Source organism: Mesorhizobium sp. M1182 (assembly GCF_040318335.1).
GTDB lineage: Bacteria > Pseudomonadota > Alphaproteobacteria > Rhizobiales > Rhizobiaceae > Mesorhizobium.
The window spans coordinates 166,435-181,484 of record NZ_JAMYMD010000012.1; the positions used below are offsets into that span (position 1 = coordinate 166,435).

A 15,050-nucleotide genomic window follows, 5' to 3' on the forward strand; every position below is an offset into this window, starting at 1 on the left:
GATCAGTCACCATCCAATGACGAGAACCCGGCGGTCAGGCCGAATTCGGCGGTCAGCCTGGTGCCGATCAGGGTCGTCAGGCTGGATGTCACCAGCGAGAAATAGTCGAGCTTCTGGCGCAGCGCCGGATCGGCAAGTGCCTTGTCGATCGGTCCCCTGATCGCCTTGGCCGCCTCGATCCCGTTGGTGAGCTGGATGTGGACCGATTCTGCCATCCAGCGCGCATCGGGCGGCAGCGCGTCGCCAAGCTGCGAGGCCTGGAACAGCGTGTCCATGCCCGCCAGATTCCCGGTCAGCGAGCGGGCGGTGTTTTGCGAGCGCCAATAGATCGCCTGTTTCGGTTTGTCGGCCTCCGGCTTGGCGCCCAGGAAGCCTTTCAGGCGTACGTCGCGGACCATTTCCAGCTCGTTGATGAAGACGCCGACCAGTTCGGTCACCGCTTCGGTGCCGTCGTGGTAGAGCGCGTTCTGCGGACCCGGATTGGCCCAGAGCGCGGCAAAGCCGTTGGGCTCGTTCCAGGCATCGCCAACCTCGCCGGCAATCGTCTCGACATTGCCGGCAATGGCCGCACCGTAGGCGCAGCGATAGGCGTCGTCCCTGCCGACCAATTGACCGGCTCCGTCGCCGTAGAGGACGAATTCCAGTGCGCCGAGCCCTTGCATGGCGACGCTCTTTGTAGCCAGCTGGGCCGGATCGGCGGCTGTCGGATCCTTGCCGGCAAGTGCTGCCTGCACCTGCTTCAGGCCGATGCTCTTGCGATCCGGCCAAAACAGCATGCGCTCAAGCCGGTTGTTTTCCGCGATCGGCCCGAAACGGATGATTTCCACCACCGACCAGGCATCCACGACGCCTGAGAATTCGGCGCGTGCCGCATCGAGAGTGTCTTGCGAAGGCGCCTGGCAAAGCGCGTGCATGGTCTTGGCCAAGCTGTCCGCATGGTCATGCAGTCTGGCATAGGCCGGGCGGACGAAGCCGTCGATCGCCCGCTGGATCACATCCGAAGCCTTCACCGCCGCGGATGCCGGCAGCGCACCGGCGAGGACCAGCATCAGAGCGAATGCAAGACGCTTCCGCATCAGAGCGACTCCAGAAACTTGATCAGCGCGGCGCGGTCGGCCGCATCGGCAGCGGCAAAGCGGTCACGCGCCTTCTGGCCCTCGCCGCCATGCCACAGAATCGCCTCGGCCAGGCTTCGTGCGCGCCCGTCATGCAGGAAGAAGGTGTTGCCGCTGACGGTCTGGGTGAGCCCGATGCCCCACAGTGGCGGCGTGCGCCATTCGCTTCCCGTGGCCTCGCCCACCGCCTGTCCGTCGGCAAGACCGGGTCCCATGTCATGCAGCAGGAAATCGGAATAAGGCCAGATCAGCTGGAATGCCTGCGCCTTGTTCGGGGTGCCGCGACGGGTGACGAATTTCGGCGTATGGCAGGAGATGCAGCCCACATCGTAGAATAGTTTTTTGCCGGCGAGCACGTCCGGTCTGTCGAGATCGCGCCGGGCCGGCACGGCAAGGTTTTGCGAATAGAAGGTCACGAGGTCCATGACCGGCGGCGGCGCTTCGACCGGACCGAGGCGCTCCTGTACACCGTTAGGTAGGCCAAGGCAGGTCTTTTCCGCGGCGCTGCAATCGCCCCAGTGCTTCGGCACTTCGGGCGTCGAAATGCCAATATCGCCGGCAAAAGCGTCCGCCGATTGCTGGCGGATCGATGCCGCCTGCGCCTTCCAGCCGAAACGGCCGAGCGTCAGTTCACCGCTGCTGGCGTCGCGTATTATGTTTGGCCTGCCGGAAATCCCGTCACCATCGCGGTCGGCCGCATCGGCACGCGTAAGGATGTCGGCGGGAGCGATCTGCTCGACCAGGCCAAGGCCGATCATCGGCGGTGTCATGCGCGGCGACAGCGTGGTGTGCGGATCGAGCGGCCCGTAGGCGAGACCCTCGACCGAATAGCTCGGCTTGCGCAGCGACACGACGCTGCCGTCCGCCAGTTTTACTTTTTGCTCCTGATAATCGACATGCATCCTGCCTTCGCCCTGCAGGCCGGGAACGGCTAGCTCCTGAAGTTGTGTGCCATAGACCGGGTCGGGAAAGTTGAGCACCTTGTGATCGGCGAGCGCGGCTTTCTCCTCCTCGGTACTGGCTTCCCTTGCCAGGCGCAGGAACATCGAGGTGGTGCCGCTGTCGCCTTGGGGCGGATGGCCGCGACCGTCCTTCAGATGACAGTTCTGGCAGGCGCGCTCGTTGAACAACGGACCGAGCCCATCCGAGGCTTGTGTCGAGGATGGCGAGGACACCCAGTTCTTGCGGAAAATGGCGTTGCCGAGCTTGAAGGTGCCCTCTTCCTCGAAGCTGATGTTGGCGGAGGATTGCGAGAAGGCGTCCTTGTTGACGTCCTTCTTCGAGGTGCCGGCGCCGCCCTGCATCAGCTCGAATTGCTCGGGCTTGGAGAAATCGCTGGTCGGCCTGGTGATGGCGATGACGCGCGCCAGATCCTTCGGCGTCAGATCCGTGCGGCTGGTGGCAAGCCCCGCCGGTTGCGGCGCCCCGGCCAGCGCCGAGGCTGTGAGCGTCGCCACCACGGCAAGAAAGGCGCCGCGAAGGATACCGTATCGCGGCTTCTTCTGAGGCGGCAGGCCACAATGCTCGGCCGGCCGCAAGCGGCGCATGAAATCTAGGGGGCGCCGCATTCCGGCATGTCCTTATTCCGCCTCGTCGGCCGACGCTGCGTTGAGTTGGCCGTACTTTTCTTCGCCGATCGAGGCGAGCAGGTCGAGTTGCGTCTCGAGGAAGTCGATGTGACCTTCCTCGTCAGCCAACAATTCCTCGAACAGCTTCATCGTCACGTAGTCGCCTGCTTCGTTACAAACCTCGCGCGAACGCTTGTAGGCGGTGCGCGCGTCATATTCGCCGGCAAGATCGGATTCGAGCACTTCCTTGACATTCTGCCCGATGCGCAGCGGCGCCACGGACTGCAGGTTCGGATGGCCCTCGAGGAAGATGATGCGCGCCACGAGCCGGTCGGCATGGTGCATTTCCTCGATCGATTCGGCGCGTTCCTTCTTAGCCAGCTTGGCGTATCCCCAGTCTTCCAGCAGCCGGAAATGCACCCAATATTGATTGACCGCTCCAAGTTCCAGAAACAGAGCCTCGTTAAGCCGCTCTATGATCTGCTGTTCGCCTTTCATGGGTTCTGCTCCCGTATTGGACGCGCAGGCCTCTGACGCGATCCAGGTGTGAAACGATGTCCACGCCACTCGCCGCCGAGCGGGCATGGTAATTTTCGGTGACCCGAATGATCGTTTCGACCACATTTGGGAAGCAGCCGCAACAGCGACCGCGCTTGTGCATGGCGTGATAGACCTTCGCCGGCACGATCAGCTGCCAGGGGTCCTCATCCAGCAGTCCGACGATCGTCTGCTCTATCTCCTTTTCGGTGATGATGTTGCAATGGCAGATCAGCATTTGTCGCTCTGGCTAACGTCGCTTCGTTGCGTCGCGTGGCTGGTGGTTTCGATAGTCTATTGGAACACCTTGTCCGGTGAATCGAGGCTGTCCGAGCCCTCGAAGGCTATCGCATTGAGCTTCAGGGTACCGACGGCGCGTTCGATCGACTTGGTCTGATCGACCAGCGCGTCGATCGCCGCCTGCACAGTGGCATTGCCTTCCGTGTTGCCTTCTCCGATCTGCTGGTCATAGGCCTCGCCGGCAAGCGCCCGCGCCTTGATGGCCTCCATCTTGGCGACGGTGACGTCCAGTTTGTCCGACAATTCCTTGTCAACCGCCGGGTCGGCCGCCTTGACCATGTCGGCCACCGACGGCCCCTCGACGACAGTGCCGTCGAGCCGCTTGTAGCTGCCGTGATAGGCGGCACGGATGCCGATCGCATCGTAAAGATGGGAGTTGTAGGTATTGTCGGAGAAGCAATCGTGCTCCTCTTCCGGGTCGTGCAACAAGAGGCCGAGCTTCATCCGCTCTCCGGCAAGCTCGCCATAGGACAGCGAGCCCATGCCGGTGAAGATGGTCGAAATGGCGGCGTTCGGCTCGCCATCGACAAGGTTCTTGCGGGCGGCGCCGCCTTCCTTCCAGTCGTCGACCATATCCTTTAGATCGGAAACCAGAAGGTCGCTCGCCGATTTCAGATACTGTCCGCGACGGTCGCAATTGCCGCCGGTGCAATTGGCGAGGTCGTAATCGGTGTAGGGCCGTTCGCCGGCGCCCGGACCGGTGCCGTGCAGGTCCTGGCCCCAAAGCAGGAACTCGATGGCGTGATAGCCGGTCGCCACATTGGCCTCGATACCGCCGGCCTCCTGCAGGGTGCCGGAGAGGAACTCCGGCGTCAGGTCGGTGGCGTCGATCTTCTTGCCGTTGATCTCGATCGACTTGTTGGCGATCACATTGGCGGTGTAGAGCGCGTTGGCGTCCGACTCGGTGCCGTAGCTCTTGGCGACATAGTCGATCAAGCCTTCGTCGAGCGGCCAGGAGTTCACCTTGCCTTCCCAGTCGTCGACGATCGCGTTACCGAAGCGATAGACCTCGGTCTGCTGATAGGGAACGCGCGATGCCTTCCAGGCCTCGCGGGCGGCGTTCAGCGTTTCGGCAGATGGCTTGGCGAGCAGCGCATCGACGGCCTTGTCGAGCGCCTCGGCCGTGATCAGCGAATCCTCGTATTTGGCGAGCGCAATGTCGGAATAGGTCTTGATGACCGCCTTGGCATCGGTTTGCGCCTTGGCCGGCAGCACGAACACGGCCGCCGTCAGCATCGCGGTGGCGCCGATCGCCGCAAGCCTGCCGCCATACCGCGCCGTGATCATCGTTCTCATGATTGTCTCTCCTCGGGAATCAATGAAATGCCGGCGCCGCGGCGGGCAGTGCCGGCGGGCAAAGAAGGGTCGCGCCATCGCGCGGTTCGCGGAAGAAAGACACCGAAATGCCTCCAATCGAAAGGGTTCAAGGCCCAGACATCAAAGGGATGCGCTGACGCGCGAGCTTCCATAAAACGGCGAAGACGCCGGATGTCAACTGGTGGCGTAGAAAAAATTCAATTGAAACAATAGTTTAGAATTATTCTAAACTAGAACTGTCAACTTTAACACCGACATATGAGGAATGCCGGCGCATGACGCAGTTGACAGGCGGCCGTTCCGGGTGCGACCCGGATCGGCGCTCTTGCGGCGGCGCCGGACAATCGCCACCTGGCGAGACGTCCTAGATTTGGATGAGGAATCGGGCTGTTATGAAGAACGGGGTCGTCATTGTCGGTGCGGGTCATGCGGGCGTGCAAGCGGCCGCCAGCCTGCGCGAAGAAGGCTATGACGGCCCGGTGATCCTGGTCGGCGACGAAAACGAATTGCCCTACCACAAGCCGCCGCTGTCGAAGACCTTCATCAAGGATCAGCAAGCAAAGCCGCAGCCGTTGCGCGGCGAGGCTTTTTATACCGGCAGCGCCATCGACTTCCGGCCAGGCATCCGGGTCGAGCGGATCGACGTAGGCGGCCGCAGGCTGGAGATATCGGGCGGCGGTGTGTTGCCGTTTGACCGGCTGATCCTCGCCACCGGCGCGCGGCCGCGCCTGCTGCCGCTGCCGGGTTCGGAGCTTTCTGGCGTTGTGTCGCTGCGCTCGCTCGGCGATGCCCGCCTGATCCGCGAATTGAGCGCGCAAAGCGAGGAGGTCGTCATCCTCGGCGGCGGCTTCATCGGCCTGGAGATTGCCGCGACGCTCACCGCGGCAGGCCGCAAGGTTACGGTGGTCGAGGCGGTCGACCGGCTGCTCGGCCGCGCCGTGGCACCGGTCATCGCCGGCCATGTGCGCCAGCGGCTGGAGGCCACCGGTGTGCGCATCCTTACCGGCACCACCATCGAACGGCTGGAGGACGAGAACGGCCGTGTTTCGGCTGCAATCACCTCATCCGGCGAGACATTGCCGGCGCAGATGGTCGTCATCGGTATCGGGGTCGTGCCGAATGTCGAATTGGCCGAAGCCGCCGGCATTGCCATCGCCAACGGCATCCGCGTCGACCAGCAGATGCGCACGTCGGTGCCGGAAATCCTCGCCATCGGCGACGCGGCGTCTTACCGGCACTGGTTCACCGGCGGCGACGTGCGGCTGGAATCGGTACAGAACGCCACTGACCAGGCGCGGCTCGCCGCACGCACCATCGCCGGCCACACCGACAATTACTCGGCGGTGCCGTGGTTCTGGTCCGATATCGGCGACATGAAGCTGCAGATGGTCGGCCTGATTGCGGGTGGCGACAGCCATGTCGTGCTGGGCGACGTGGCCGAGAACAAATTCTCCATCTACCACTATGCCGGAAGCCGGCTGCTCGGCATCGAATCGGTCAACCGGCCGGGCGACCACATGCTTGGCCGCAAGATGCTCGGCGCCGGCTTTTCGCCGTCGCCGCAGATTGTCGCGACCGGGCCCGACGGGCTGAAGGCGGCGCTCGCCGCCTTCCAGGAAGGAGAGCCTGTCCGCGCTGCAGAATAATCGTATCGCTCAGGCGGCGCGGGCCTCGCGCATCGAACTTTCCAGAATGTCGAGCGCCTCGTTCATGACGCCATCCTGGATGGTGATCGGCGCGAGGAAGCGGATGACGTTGCCGTAGACGCCGCAGGTCAGCAGGATCAGGCCCTTGTCGAGCGCCTTCAGCCGGACCGCATTGGCGAGTTCCGGAGACGGCAGGCCCTTCGCCACATCGTTGAACTCGACCGCGTTCATGAAGCCGGGGCCTCTGATATCGACGATCTCCGGGGCTTCGTCGCGGATCGCTTGCAGGCGCTGCTTCAGACGGTTGCCCAGCGTGTTGGCCCGGTCGCAGAGCTTCTCCTCGTCGATGACGTCGAGCACGGCATGCGCCGCGGCGACGCCGATCGGGCTGCCGCCATAGGTGCCGCCGAGTCCGCCGGGGTTCGGCGCATCCATGACCTCGGCGCGCCCGGTGACCGCCGCCAACGGGAAGCCGCCGGCCAGGCTCTTGGCCATGGTGGTGATGTCGGCCGCCACCTCGTGGTGGTCCATGGCAAACATCTTGCCGGTGCGGGCAAAGCCGGTCTGCACCTCGTCGGCGATCAGCAGCATGCCGTGCTGATCGCAGATCTTGCGCAATGCGGTCATGAAGTCGCGCGGCGCCTCGTAGAAGCCGCCCTCACCCTGCACCGGCTCGACGATGATCGCGGCAACGCGGGCCGGATCGACATCGGCCTTGAACAGCCGGTCGAGCGCCGCCAGCGAATCGGCGACCGAGACACCGTGCAGCGCCACCGGGAACGGTGCATGGAAGACATCGGCCGGCATGGCGCCGAAGCCGACCTTGTAGGGCACGACCTTGCCGGTCAGCGCCATGCCCATGAAGGTGCGGCCGTGAAAGCCGCCGGAAAAAGCGATGACGGCCGGCCGGCCGGTGGCGTTGCGCGCAATCTTGATCGCGTTCTCGACCGCCTCGGCGCCGGTGGTGACAAAAATCGTCTTCTTGTCGAACTTGCCGGGCAGCATGCCATTCAGCCGTTCGGCCAGCCTGATATAGCTCTCATAGGGCACGACCTGATAGCAGGTGTGGGTGAAGCGGTCGAGCTGCGCCTTGACCGCTTCGATCACCCTGGGGTGACGGTGGCCGGTGTTGACGACGGCGATGCCGGACGAGAAATCGATGTAGCGGCGGCCTTCCACATCCCAGATCTCCGAGTTTTCGGCGCGATCGGCATAGATCTGAGTGGTCATGCCGACGCCGCGCGAAATCGACTGGCTCTTGCGTTCGGAAATGGCTGAATTTGTCATCGTATCCCTCACCGGGCCGGCGCCCGCTCTCGTTTGATGGCTGTTGAGACTCTTCTGGGCTTATTTCAGGTTTTCCTCAAGTTGGCACTGGCGGCGGGCGATTGGGCCTGCCCGTCCGGCGGGCGACCTGACACAAAGTTGCCAAGTCCCGTTCCTTCGCGCCCCCCTCTGTCCTGCCGGACATCTCCCCCACAAGGAGGGAGATTGGCAGCTTCGTCGGCAGCGTTCCTTCTATAACGTTGGCGATTGGCGAAATCAGTGGTGACAGCCAATCTCCCCACCCGTGGGGGAGATGGCCGGCAGGCCAGAGGGGGGCGCGAAAGAACACGACGCGGGGAATTGAAAGCAAGCCTACTCACGCCGTCCGCACGAATCCCTCGCTGGCCCTCAGCAGATTGCGCGTATAATCCTTGGTGACACGGCGTTCGACAAGATCGTCCGCGGTCAGATTCTCCATCGCCTCGCCGTTCTGCATCACCATCAGCCGCTCGCACATGTGGGTGATGATGGCGAGGTCATGGCTGACCATCAGGAAGGTCAGCTTGCGGCGGCGCCTGATCTCTTCCAGCAGGTTCAGCACCTCCGCCTGCACCGAAGCGTCGAGCGCCGAGGTCGGCTCGTCGAGCAGCAGGATCGACGGTTCCAGAATCAGGGCGCGGGCGATCGCCACGCGCTGGCGCTGACCGCCGGACAATTGATGCGAATAGCGAAAACGGAACCCGGTGCCGAGGCCGACCTCGTCGAGTGCCCGCTGGATGCGCTTTTCACCGTCGGCGAAGCCGTGAATGGCGAGCGGCTCCTGCAGCAGGCGGTCGACGGTCTGGCGCGGGTGCAGCGAACCGTACGGGTCCTGGAAGACCATCTGCACCTCGCGGTAAAACGCCTTGTCGCGACGCGCGCCGAGCGTTTTGCCGTTGACGGCGATGGTGCCAGATGCGGCCGGCGCCAGGCCGGCGATTGCCCTGAGCAACGTCGACTTGCCGGAGCCGGACTCGCCGACCAGGCCGAAGGATTCACCGGATTCGACCTCGAGGCTGACGCCTTTCAACGCGCGGAAGCGGTCGAAGACCACCTCCAGCCTGTCGACGGAAAGCGCTGCCGTCATGCTGCCCACTCCGGCTTGCGGTCGAGCACCGGCAGCGGGTGACGGTCGGCGCCGATCTTGGGCATGCAGTTGAGCAGGCCGCGCGTATAGGGATGCTGGGCGCGGCCGAGCTCCGAGGCTTTGAGCTGTTCGACCACCTTGCCGGCATACATGACGATGACACGATCACAGAAGGACGAGACCAGGCGCAGATCGTGCGAGATGAAGATCAGCCCCATGCCGCGCTCGCTGACCAGCCGGTCGAGGATGCCGAGCACGTCGAGCTGGACAGTGACGTCGAGTGCCGAGGTCGGCTCGTCGGCGATCATCATCTCCGGCCCGGCGATCAGCATCATGGCGATCATGGCGCGCTGGCCCATGCCGCCGGAAACCTCATGCGGATGCAGGTCGAAGACACGGGCCGGATCGCGGATCTGCACCGCCTCGAGCATGGCCAGCGCGCGGTCGCGGGCTTCGGCCTTGGAGACCTTCTCATGCGTGCGCAGCGTCTCGACGATCTGGCGGCCGATGCTCATCACCGGGTCGAGCGAATATTTCGGATCCTGCAGGATCATGGCGATACGCTTGCCGCGCAGCGCGCGGCGCTCGCGCGGCGAGGCGGCCAGCAGGTCGATGCCGTCAAAAGCGAGCGTCGTCGCGGTCACCTCGGCCTGCGGCGGGGTGACGCCCATGATGGCGCGGCCGGTCTGCGACTTGCCCGAACCGCTCTCGCCGACGATGCCGAGCCGCTCGCGGCCGAGCGAGAAGGAAACGCCGCGCACCGCCTCGATCAGGCCGGTGCGCGTCGGGAAGGTAACGCGCAGGTCGTCGACTTCGAGAAGCGTGCTCATTGGTCGCCACTCATTGGTCACCGCTTCGGGGATCGAGCGCGTCGCGCAGTCCGTCGCCGAGCAGGTTGAAGCCGAGGCTGACGATGAGGATGGCAAAGCCCGGAGCACCCGCCACCCACCACTGGTCGAGCACGAAGCGGCGGCCCGACGCGATCATCGCGCCCCATTCGGGCAGCGGCGGCTGCGCGCCGAGGCCGAGGAAGCCGAGGCCGGCCGCGGTCAGGATGATGCCGGCCATGTCGAGCGTCACCCTGATGATCAGCGAGGAGATGCAGAGCGGCATGATGTGGCGAAGCACGATGCGAAACGGCGAGGCGCCCATCAATTGCACCGCCTTGATGTAATCGGAATTACGCACCGTCAGCGTTTCGGCGCGGGCAATGCGGGCATAGGGCGGCCACGAGGTGATGGCGATGGCAAGCACGGCATTTTCGATGCCGGGGCCGAGCGCCGCGACAAAGGCCAGCGCCAGGATCAGCTTCGGAAAGGCGAGAAAGATGTCGGTGATGCGCATCAGGATCGCATCGGTCCAGCCGCCGGCGTAACCGGCGACGGTGCCGACCAGCAAGCCGATGGGCGCGGCGATGATGGCAACCAGAATGACGACGTAGAGTGTCCAGCGCGAGCCGAAGATGATGCGCGAATAGATATCGCGGCCGAGATCGTCGGTGCCGAACCAGTGCGCCGCACCCGGCGCCAGGAGCCGCGAGCCCTTGAGGTCGCCGAATGTCGGCGAATAGGGCGCCAGCACATCGGCGAATGCCGCGACCACCAGCAGGGCGACGATGATGAGCAGGCCGGCAAACGCCAGCCGGTTGGCGGAAAAGCGCCGCCACGCCACATAGGCGCGGCCGAGCCTCGCCTGCACGCGCGACGCCGGCCGCTCGCTGAGCAGCCAGTCGCGGCGGGTTTGAATCGCTTCTGTGCTCATCCTGCCTTGGTCCTCATCCTGCCTTGGTCCTTGGATCGAGCAGCCGGTAGAGCAGGTCGGAGAATAGATTGATGGCGATGAAGACCGAGCCGATGATGATCGTGCCGCCAAGCACGGCATTCATGTCGGCGTTCTGCAGCGAGTTGGTGATGTAGAGGCCGATGCCCGGCCACGAAAACACTGTCTCGGTCAGCACCGAGCCTTCGAGCAGCCCGGCATAGGACAGAGCGATCACCGTGACCATCGGCACCGCGGCGTTGCGCAGCGCGTGACCCCAGATGATGCGCGTTTCCGACAGGCCCTTGGCGCGCGCTGCGACGATGTATTCCTGGGTGAGTTCGTTCAGCATGAACGAGCGCGTCATGCGGCTGATGTAGGCGAGCGAGAAATAGCCGAGCAGCGAGGCCGGCAGGATGATGTGGCGGAAGGCATCGGCAAATACGTCCCACTGCCGCTGCCAGAGTGCATCCAGCAGGTAAAAGCCGGTAATCGGCGTGAAGGTGTATTCGTAGACGACGTCGAGCCGGCCGGGAAAGGCGACCCATTGCAGCTTGGCGTAGAACAGCACCAGCGCCAGCAGCCCCAGCCAGAAGATCGGCACGGAATAGCCGACGAGGCCGATGATGCGCACGATCTGGTCGATGACGCTGCCGCGCCGCACGGCGGCCAGCACGCCAAGCGGCACGCCGATCACCGAACCGATCAATGTTCCCAACGTCGCCAGTTCGAGCGTCGCCGGAAAGGCGCGGCGGATATCGGTCATCACCGGATTGGTGGTCAGCACCGAGGTGCCGAAATCACCGTTCAGGGCATGTTTGACATAGATGTAGAACTGCTCGACCAGCGGCAGGTCGAGGCCCATCTCGCGGCGCGTTCGTTCGACGACGTTGGCCGGCGCCCGGTCGCCGAGCACCGCCAGCACCGGGTCGATCGGGATCACGCGGCCGATGAAGAAGGTCACCGCGAGCAGACCGAGATAGGTCGTTATCGCGATGACCAGGAACCGGGCGATAGATGAGGCCACGGCAACGGCGCGGGCGCCGCCGCGCCCTGCCGTCACTTCGCTTTCAACTACGCTCATACGGCGCGTCCGCCGGCATCACTCCCCGGCGTCACTCTTTCGAGACGGGGCCGACGAAGTTGGTGTCAAAGCTCGGGCCGAGCGCAAAACCCTTGAGGTTCTTTCGCAGGCCGGCCACTTCCAGCTGCTGGTGGATGATGACGAAGGGGCTGGTATCGAGGATCTTCTTCTCGAGATCCTGGTACATTGCGGCGCGCTTGGCCGCGTCCTTCTCGAGCAGGGCGGCTTCGGTTTGCTTGGTCAAGTCCGGGATGTCCCAGGCGTTGCGCCAGGCCAGCGTCTTGGTCTTGCCTTCATCCGAATTGTCCGGGTTGCTGGCAAAGGTCTGGGCGTTGGAGTTCGGATCGAAATAATCCTGGCCCCACTGGCCGATATAGATGTCGTGGTTGCGGGCGCGGTATTTGGTCAGCGTCTGCTTGCCGTCGCCGGGGATGATCTCCAGCTTGATGCCGGCCTGTCCCAGCGTCTGCTGGATCGATTCCGCCATGCCCGTCGTCGGCTGGCCGGTGCGCACGTCCATGGTGACGCTGAAGCCGTCGGCGAGGCCGGCCTTGGCGAGCAGTTCCTTGGCCTTGGCGACGTCGAGCTTGAACGGATTCTCGTCCAGCTCGCCAAGCACGCCCTTGGGCAGGAAGGTCTGATGGATCTCGCCGATGCCCTTGAGGATGGTCGAGCTCAAGGCGTCGTAGTCGACCAGGTATTTGAAGGCCTGGCGAACCTCGGGCTTGGCCAGGTTGGCGTTCTTCTGGTTGAGGCTGATGTAATAGACCGTGCCCTTCGGCGCGCTGGTGGTGGTGAGGTCGGCATTCTTGGCAATGGCATCGAGGTCGTTCGGCTCGAGATTGCGGGCAACGTCGATGTCGCCGGCTTCCAGCGCAAGGCGCTGGCCCGAACTTTCCTTCATGTTGCGATAGATGACGCGGGCAAGCTTGGCCTTCTCGCCGTAGTAATTGTCGTTGCGCTCAAGCACGACGGCCTCGTTGGCGCGCCATTCGCGCATTTTGAAGGCACCGGAGCCGGCATAGCCGGTCTTCAGCCAGGCATTGCCGAAATCATTGTCCCATTTGTAGTCGGCACTCGGCGTGACCGCGGCGACATGCTCCTTGACCTGCTTGGCGTCAACGACCGAAGCGACCGTCGCCGACAGGCAGTTCAAGACGAAGCTCGGCGCATAGGCCTTGTCGACGGTGAACTGGAACGTCGTGTCATCAACGGCCTTGGCCTTCTCGGTGACGTTGCCGCCATCGATACCGAACTGGCCGATAATAAAGGCCGGGCTCTTGTCGAGCTTGATGGCGCGCTCGAACGAATAGGCGACGTCCGCCGCCGTGATCGGATTGCCGGACGCGAATTTGAGGCCGGGCTTGAGCTTGAACGTGTAGGTCAGGCCGTCGTCGGAGACGCTCCAGCTTTCGGCGAGATCGCCTTTGACCTTGGATGTGTCGCTGAGGTCGAGGCGTACCAGAAGATCGTAGGTGTTGCCGGTGATTTCGGCGGTCGACAATTCGAATGCTTCGCCCGGATCCATGGTGATGATGTCGTCGATGGCGAAACCCTCGACCAGCGTGTCGGCGGGCGTGACCGCGAAGGCAGGCGCACCGGCCAGGAGCAGCGCGGACATGGCCGCGCCCGCGAGCAAGAAGCGGGAGCGTAGAGCAAACTTTTCCATCATCATTTTAACTGTTCCCTGTTTTTGTTGACCTGAGTTCCCGGCTCAGGGTTGTGGCATTTCTTGCCGCGTCGAACGGTGATCCCCGGACCGTTGTCTTGGCAATTTTTTGTGCGGTTCCGGTTCACCATATCCGGCGGTTTCGAGCGCGGCAACGAGCATTTGCAGAACGGTCGATTGGGCCAGACCGGCGGTGCGAAAATCCGGCTATTTCAGCGCGGTAACCAGGTCGGCGTCGGGAAAGCAGGTAGCGGAACGGCCGTTGCTGGCCTGCCATTTGCCGATCGAGCGGCGCGTCTTGAAGCCAGGCAGGCCGTCGGCGCTGCCGACATCGTAGCCCTTGGCTTCCAGCGCCCGCTGCAGGGCGGCGATGTCGGAGCGGTAGAGCCCGCCGACCGCGCCCCAATTGCCCAAGAAATTGCTGTCGCCATGGGCGATGCGATCGGCGCCATGGCCGATGAACAGGGCATAGAGATCGCTGGTGTTATACTGCTTCAGCACATAGAAATTGGGGGTGACGATGAAGGCCGGGCCGCTACGCCCGGCCGGCATCAAAAGAAAGCCCTCGGCTTTCAGTTCGCTCGCCGGGAACGGTTTACCCGACACACGCCTGATGCCCATATCAGCCCATTGGGAAATCTTCTTGCCCTGGTCCGGACCTTCGAGCGAGCACGGGACGCTGTCCGGCACAGTCACCTCGAAGCCCCAGCCGCGGCCCCTGACCCAGCCATAATGGACGAGATAATTGGCGATCGAGGCCAGTATATCGGGCGTCGAATTCCAGATGTCGGTGCGGCCGTCGCCGTCGAAATCGACGGCATGCTTGAGGAACGATGTCGGCATGAACTGCGGCTGGCCAAGCGCGCCTGCCCAAGACGATTTCATCGCGCCGACCGGGGCAAGCCCGCGCTCGACGATCTCGAGCGCAGCCAAGAGCTCGGTGCGGAAGAATTCCTTCTTGGTCGACATGAACGCCTTGGTGCCCAGCACCTCGAAGGCGTCATAAGGCATCTTCGCCGCGCCGAAGCCGCTCTCGCGGCCCCAGATCGCCAGCAGCACTTCGCCAGGCACGCCGTAGCGTTTCTCGATCGCGGCAAGCGTCCTAGTGTTGGTCGCCTCGCGGGTGCGGCCGCCGGCGGTCACCGCTCGGACTATCTTTTCAGCGAAATAAGCGCCCGGCGAACCGAACTCGGCCTGATGCTGCTTCTGCGGCGTCGTCGCCTTCTCGCCCGGCTTCACCAGGTCGGGCAGCCTGAGGTTCGGCTTGACGCCGTCGAAAGCGGCATCGAAGGTTTTCCTGGAGATGCCTTTGGCCTTGGCTTCGGGCCAGAGGTCGTTGCTGAGCCACGCGTGGAACTGGCCGTCGATTTTTGCGGCGGAGGCGGGAGTGGCGAGGAGGAAGGCAAAGAGGACTGCAAGAAAGATCGCCAATCCACAAAGCCGGCGTCCTGTCGCGCCCCCCTCTGTCCTGCCGGACATCTCCCCCTCCAGGGGGGAGATTGGCTGTCGCGTCTGTTTTCGCCAATCTTCAACGTCGCAAGCTTGGCGGGGATATCGAGGCTGCCGATCTCCCCCCTTGAGGGCAGGGGAATCGCATATGGCGATTTTGGGGTTGAGTTTAGGCTGAGAAAGGATTCTTTGGAGAGGCAGTTGAGCGAAGGAGC

At 63.6% G+C, this 15,050-nt stretch carries 13 protein-coding genes; 1 reads left to right on the plus strand and 12 read right to left on the minus strand.

Features of this window, described 5'->3' with window-relative positions; genetic code table 11:
* Positions 1-2: 2 nt before the first annotated feature.
* The 5 genes from NKH33_RS17105 to NKH33_RS17125 are packed head-to-tail and all read right to left on the minus strand — an operon-like array spanning position 3 to position 4,807.
* Positions 3-1,076 (minus strand): imelysin family protein, encoded by a 1,074-nt coding sequence (locus NKH33_RS17105; protein WP_352767057.1) that lies wholly within the window; start codon positions 1,074-1,076, stop codon positions 3-5.
* Positions 1,076-2,683, minus strand: a complete 1,608-nt coding sequence (locus NKH33_RS17110; RefSeq protein WP_352770758.1) for a di-heme oxidoreductase family protein — start codon at positions 2,681-2,683, stop codon at positions 1,076-1,078. Before NKH33_RS17110 ends, NKH33_RS17105 begins: the two co-directional genes overlap by 1 nt.
* Positions 2,684-2,695: 12 nt before the next feature.
* Positions 2,696-3,181 (minus strand): bacterioferritin, encoded by a 486-nt coding sequence (gene bfr, locus NKH33_RS17115; RefSeq protein ID WP_023676883.1) that lies wholly within the window; start codon positions 3,179-3,181, stop codon positions 2,696-2,698.
* On the minus strand, positions 3,147-3,458 hold the full coding sequence (locus NKH33_RS17120; RefSeq protein ID WP_023676882.1) for a (2Fe-2S)-binding protein: 312 nt from the start codon (positions 3,456-3,458) through the stop codon (positions 3,147-3,149). The genes bfr and NKH33_RS17120 overlap by 35 nt, the downstream gene beginning before the upstream one ends.
* A gap of 56 nt (positions 3,459-3,514) precedes the next feature.
* The gene (locus NKH33_RS17125; protein WP_502906738.1) at positions 3,515-4,807 is read right to left on the minus strand and encodes an imelysin family protein; all 1,293 of its coding nucleotides are present in this window, start codon (positions 4,805-4,807) and stop codon (positions 3,515-3,517) included.
* Positions 4,808-5,229: 422 nt separating this feature from the next.
* Between NKH33_RS17125 and NKH33_RS17130 the strand changes: the two genes are divergently transcribed.
* Positions 5,230-6,483, plus strand: a complete 1,254-nt coding sequence (locus NKH33_RS17130; protein ID WP_352770755.1) for an NAD(P)/FAD-dependent oxidoreductase — start codon at positions 5,230-5,232, stop codon at positions 6,481-6,483.
* A 9-nt stretch (positions 6,484-6,492) separates the two neighbouring features.
* Here NKH33_RS17130 and NKH33_RS17135 read toward each other — a convergent pair whose 3' ends face one another.
* The 7 genes from NKH33_RS17135 to NKH33_RS17165 all read right to left on the minus strand — a co-directional run bounded on the left by NKH33_RS17135 (position 6,493) and on the right by NKH33_RS17165 (position 14,865).
* The gene (locus NKH33_RS17135) at positions 6,493-7,770 is read right to left on the minus strand and encodes a 4-aminobutyrate--2-oxoglutarate transaminase (RefSeq protein ID WP_352819214.1); all 1,278 of its coding nucleotides are present in this window, start codon (positions 7,768-7,770) and stop codon (positions 6,493-6,495) included.
* Between the two features lie 355 nt (positions 7,771-8,125).
* Complete coding sequence (locus NKH33_RS17140) at positions 8,126-8,875, minus strand: ABC transporter ATP-binding protein (RefSeq protein ID WP_352542927.1); 750 nt, start codon at positions 8,873-8,875, stop codon at positions 8,126-8,128.
* Positions 8,872-9,705, minus strand: a complete 834-nt coding sequence (locus NKH33_RS17145) for an ABC transporter ATP-binding protein (protein WP_352542928.1) — start codon at positions 9,703-9,705, stop codon at positions 8,872-8,874. The genes NKH33_RS17140 and NKH33_RS17145 overlap by 4 nt, the downstream gene beginning before the upstream one ends.
* A 10-nt stretch (positions 9,706-9,715) precedes the next feature.
* Positions 9,716-10,636 (minus strand): ABC transporter permease, encoded by a 921-nt coding sequence (locus tag NKH33_RS17150; RefSeq protein WP_352920694.1) that lies wholly within the window; start codon positions 10,634-10,636, stop codon positions 9,716-9,718.
* Between the two features lie 13 nt (positions 10,637-10,649).
* Positions 10,650-11,717, minus strand: a complete 1,068-nt coding sequence (locus tag NKH33_RS17155; protein ID WP_352448583.1) for an ABC transporter permease — start codon at positions 11,715-11,717, stop codon at positions 10,650-10,652.
* 31 nt (positions 11,718-11,748) lie between these two features.
* Positions 11,749-13,392 (minus strand): ABC transporter substrate-binding protein, encoded by a 1,644-nt coding sequence (locus NKH33_RS17160; RefSeq protein ID WP_352920697.1) that lies wholly within the window; start codon positions 13,390-13,392, stop codon positions 11,749-11,751.
* Between the two features lie 201 nt (positions 13,393-13,593).
* Positions 13,594-14,865, minus strand: coding sequence for a lytic murein transglycosylase (locus NKH33_RS17165; protein WP_352920699.1), 1,272 nt, complete (start codon positions 14,863-14,865; stop codon positions 13,594-13,596).
* Between the last annotated feature and the right edge of the window lie 185 nt (positions 14,866-15,050).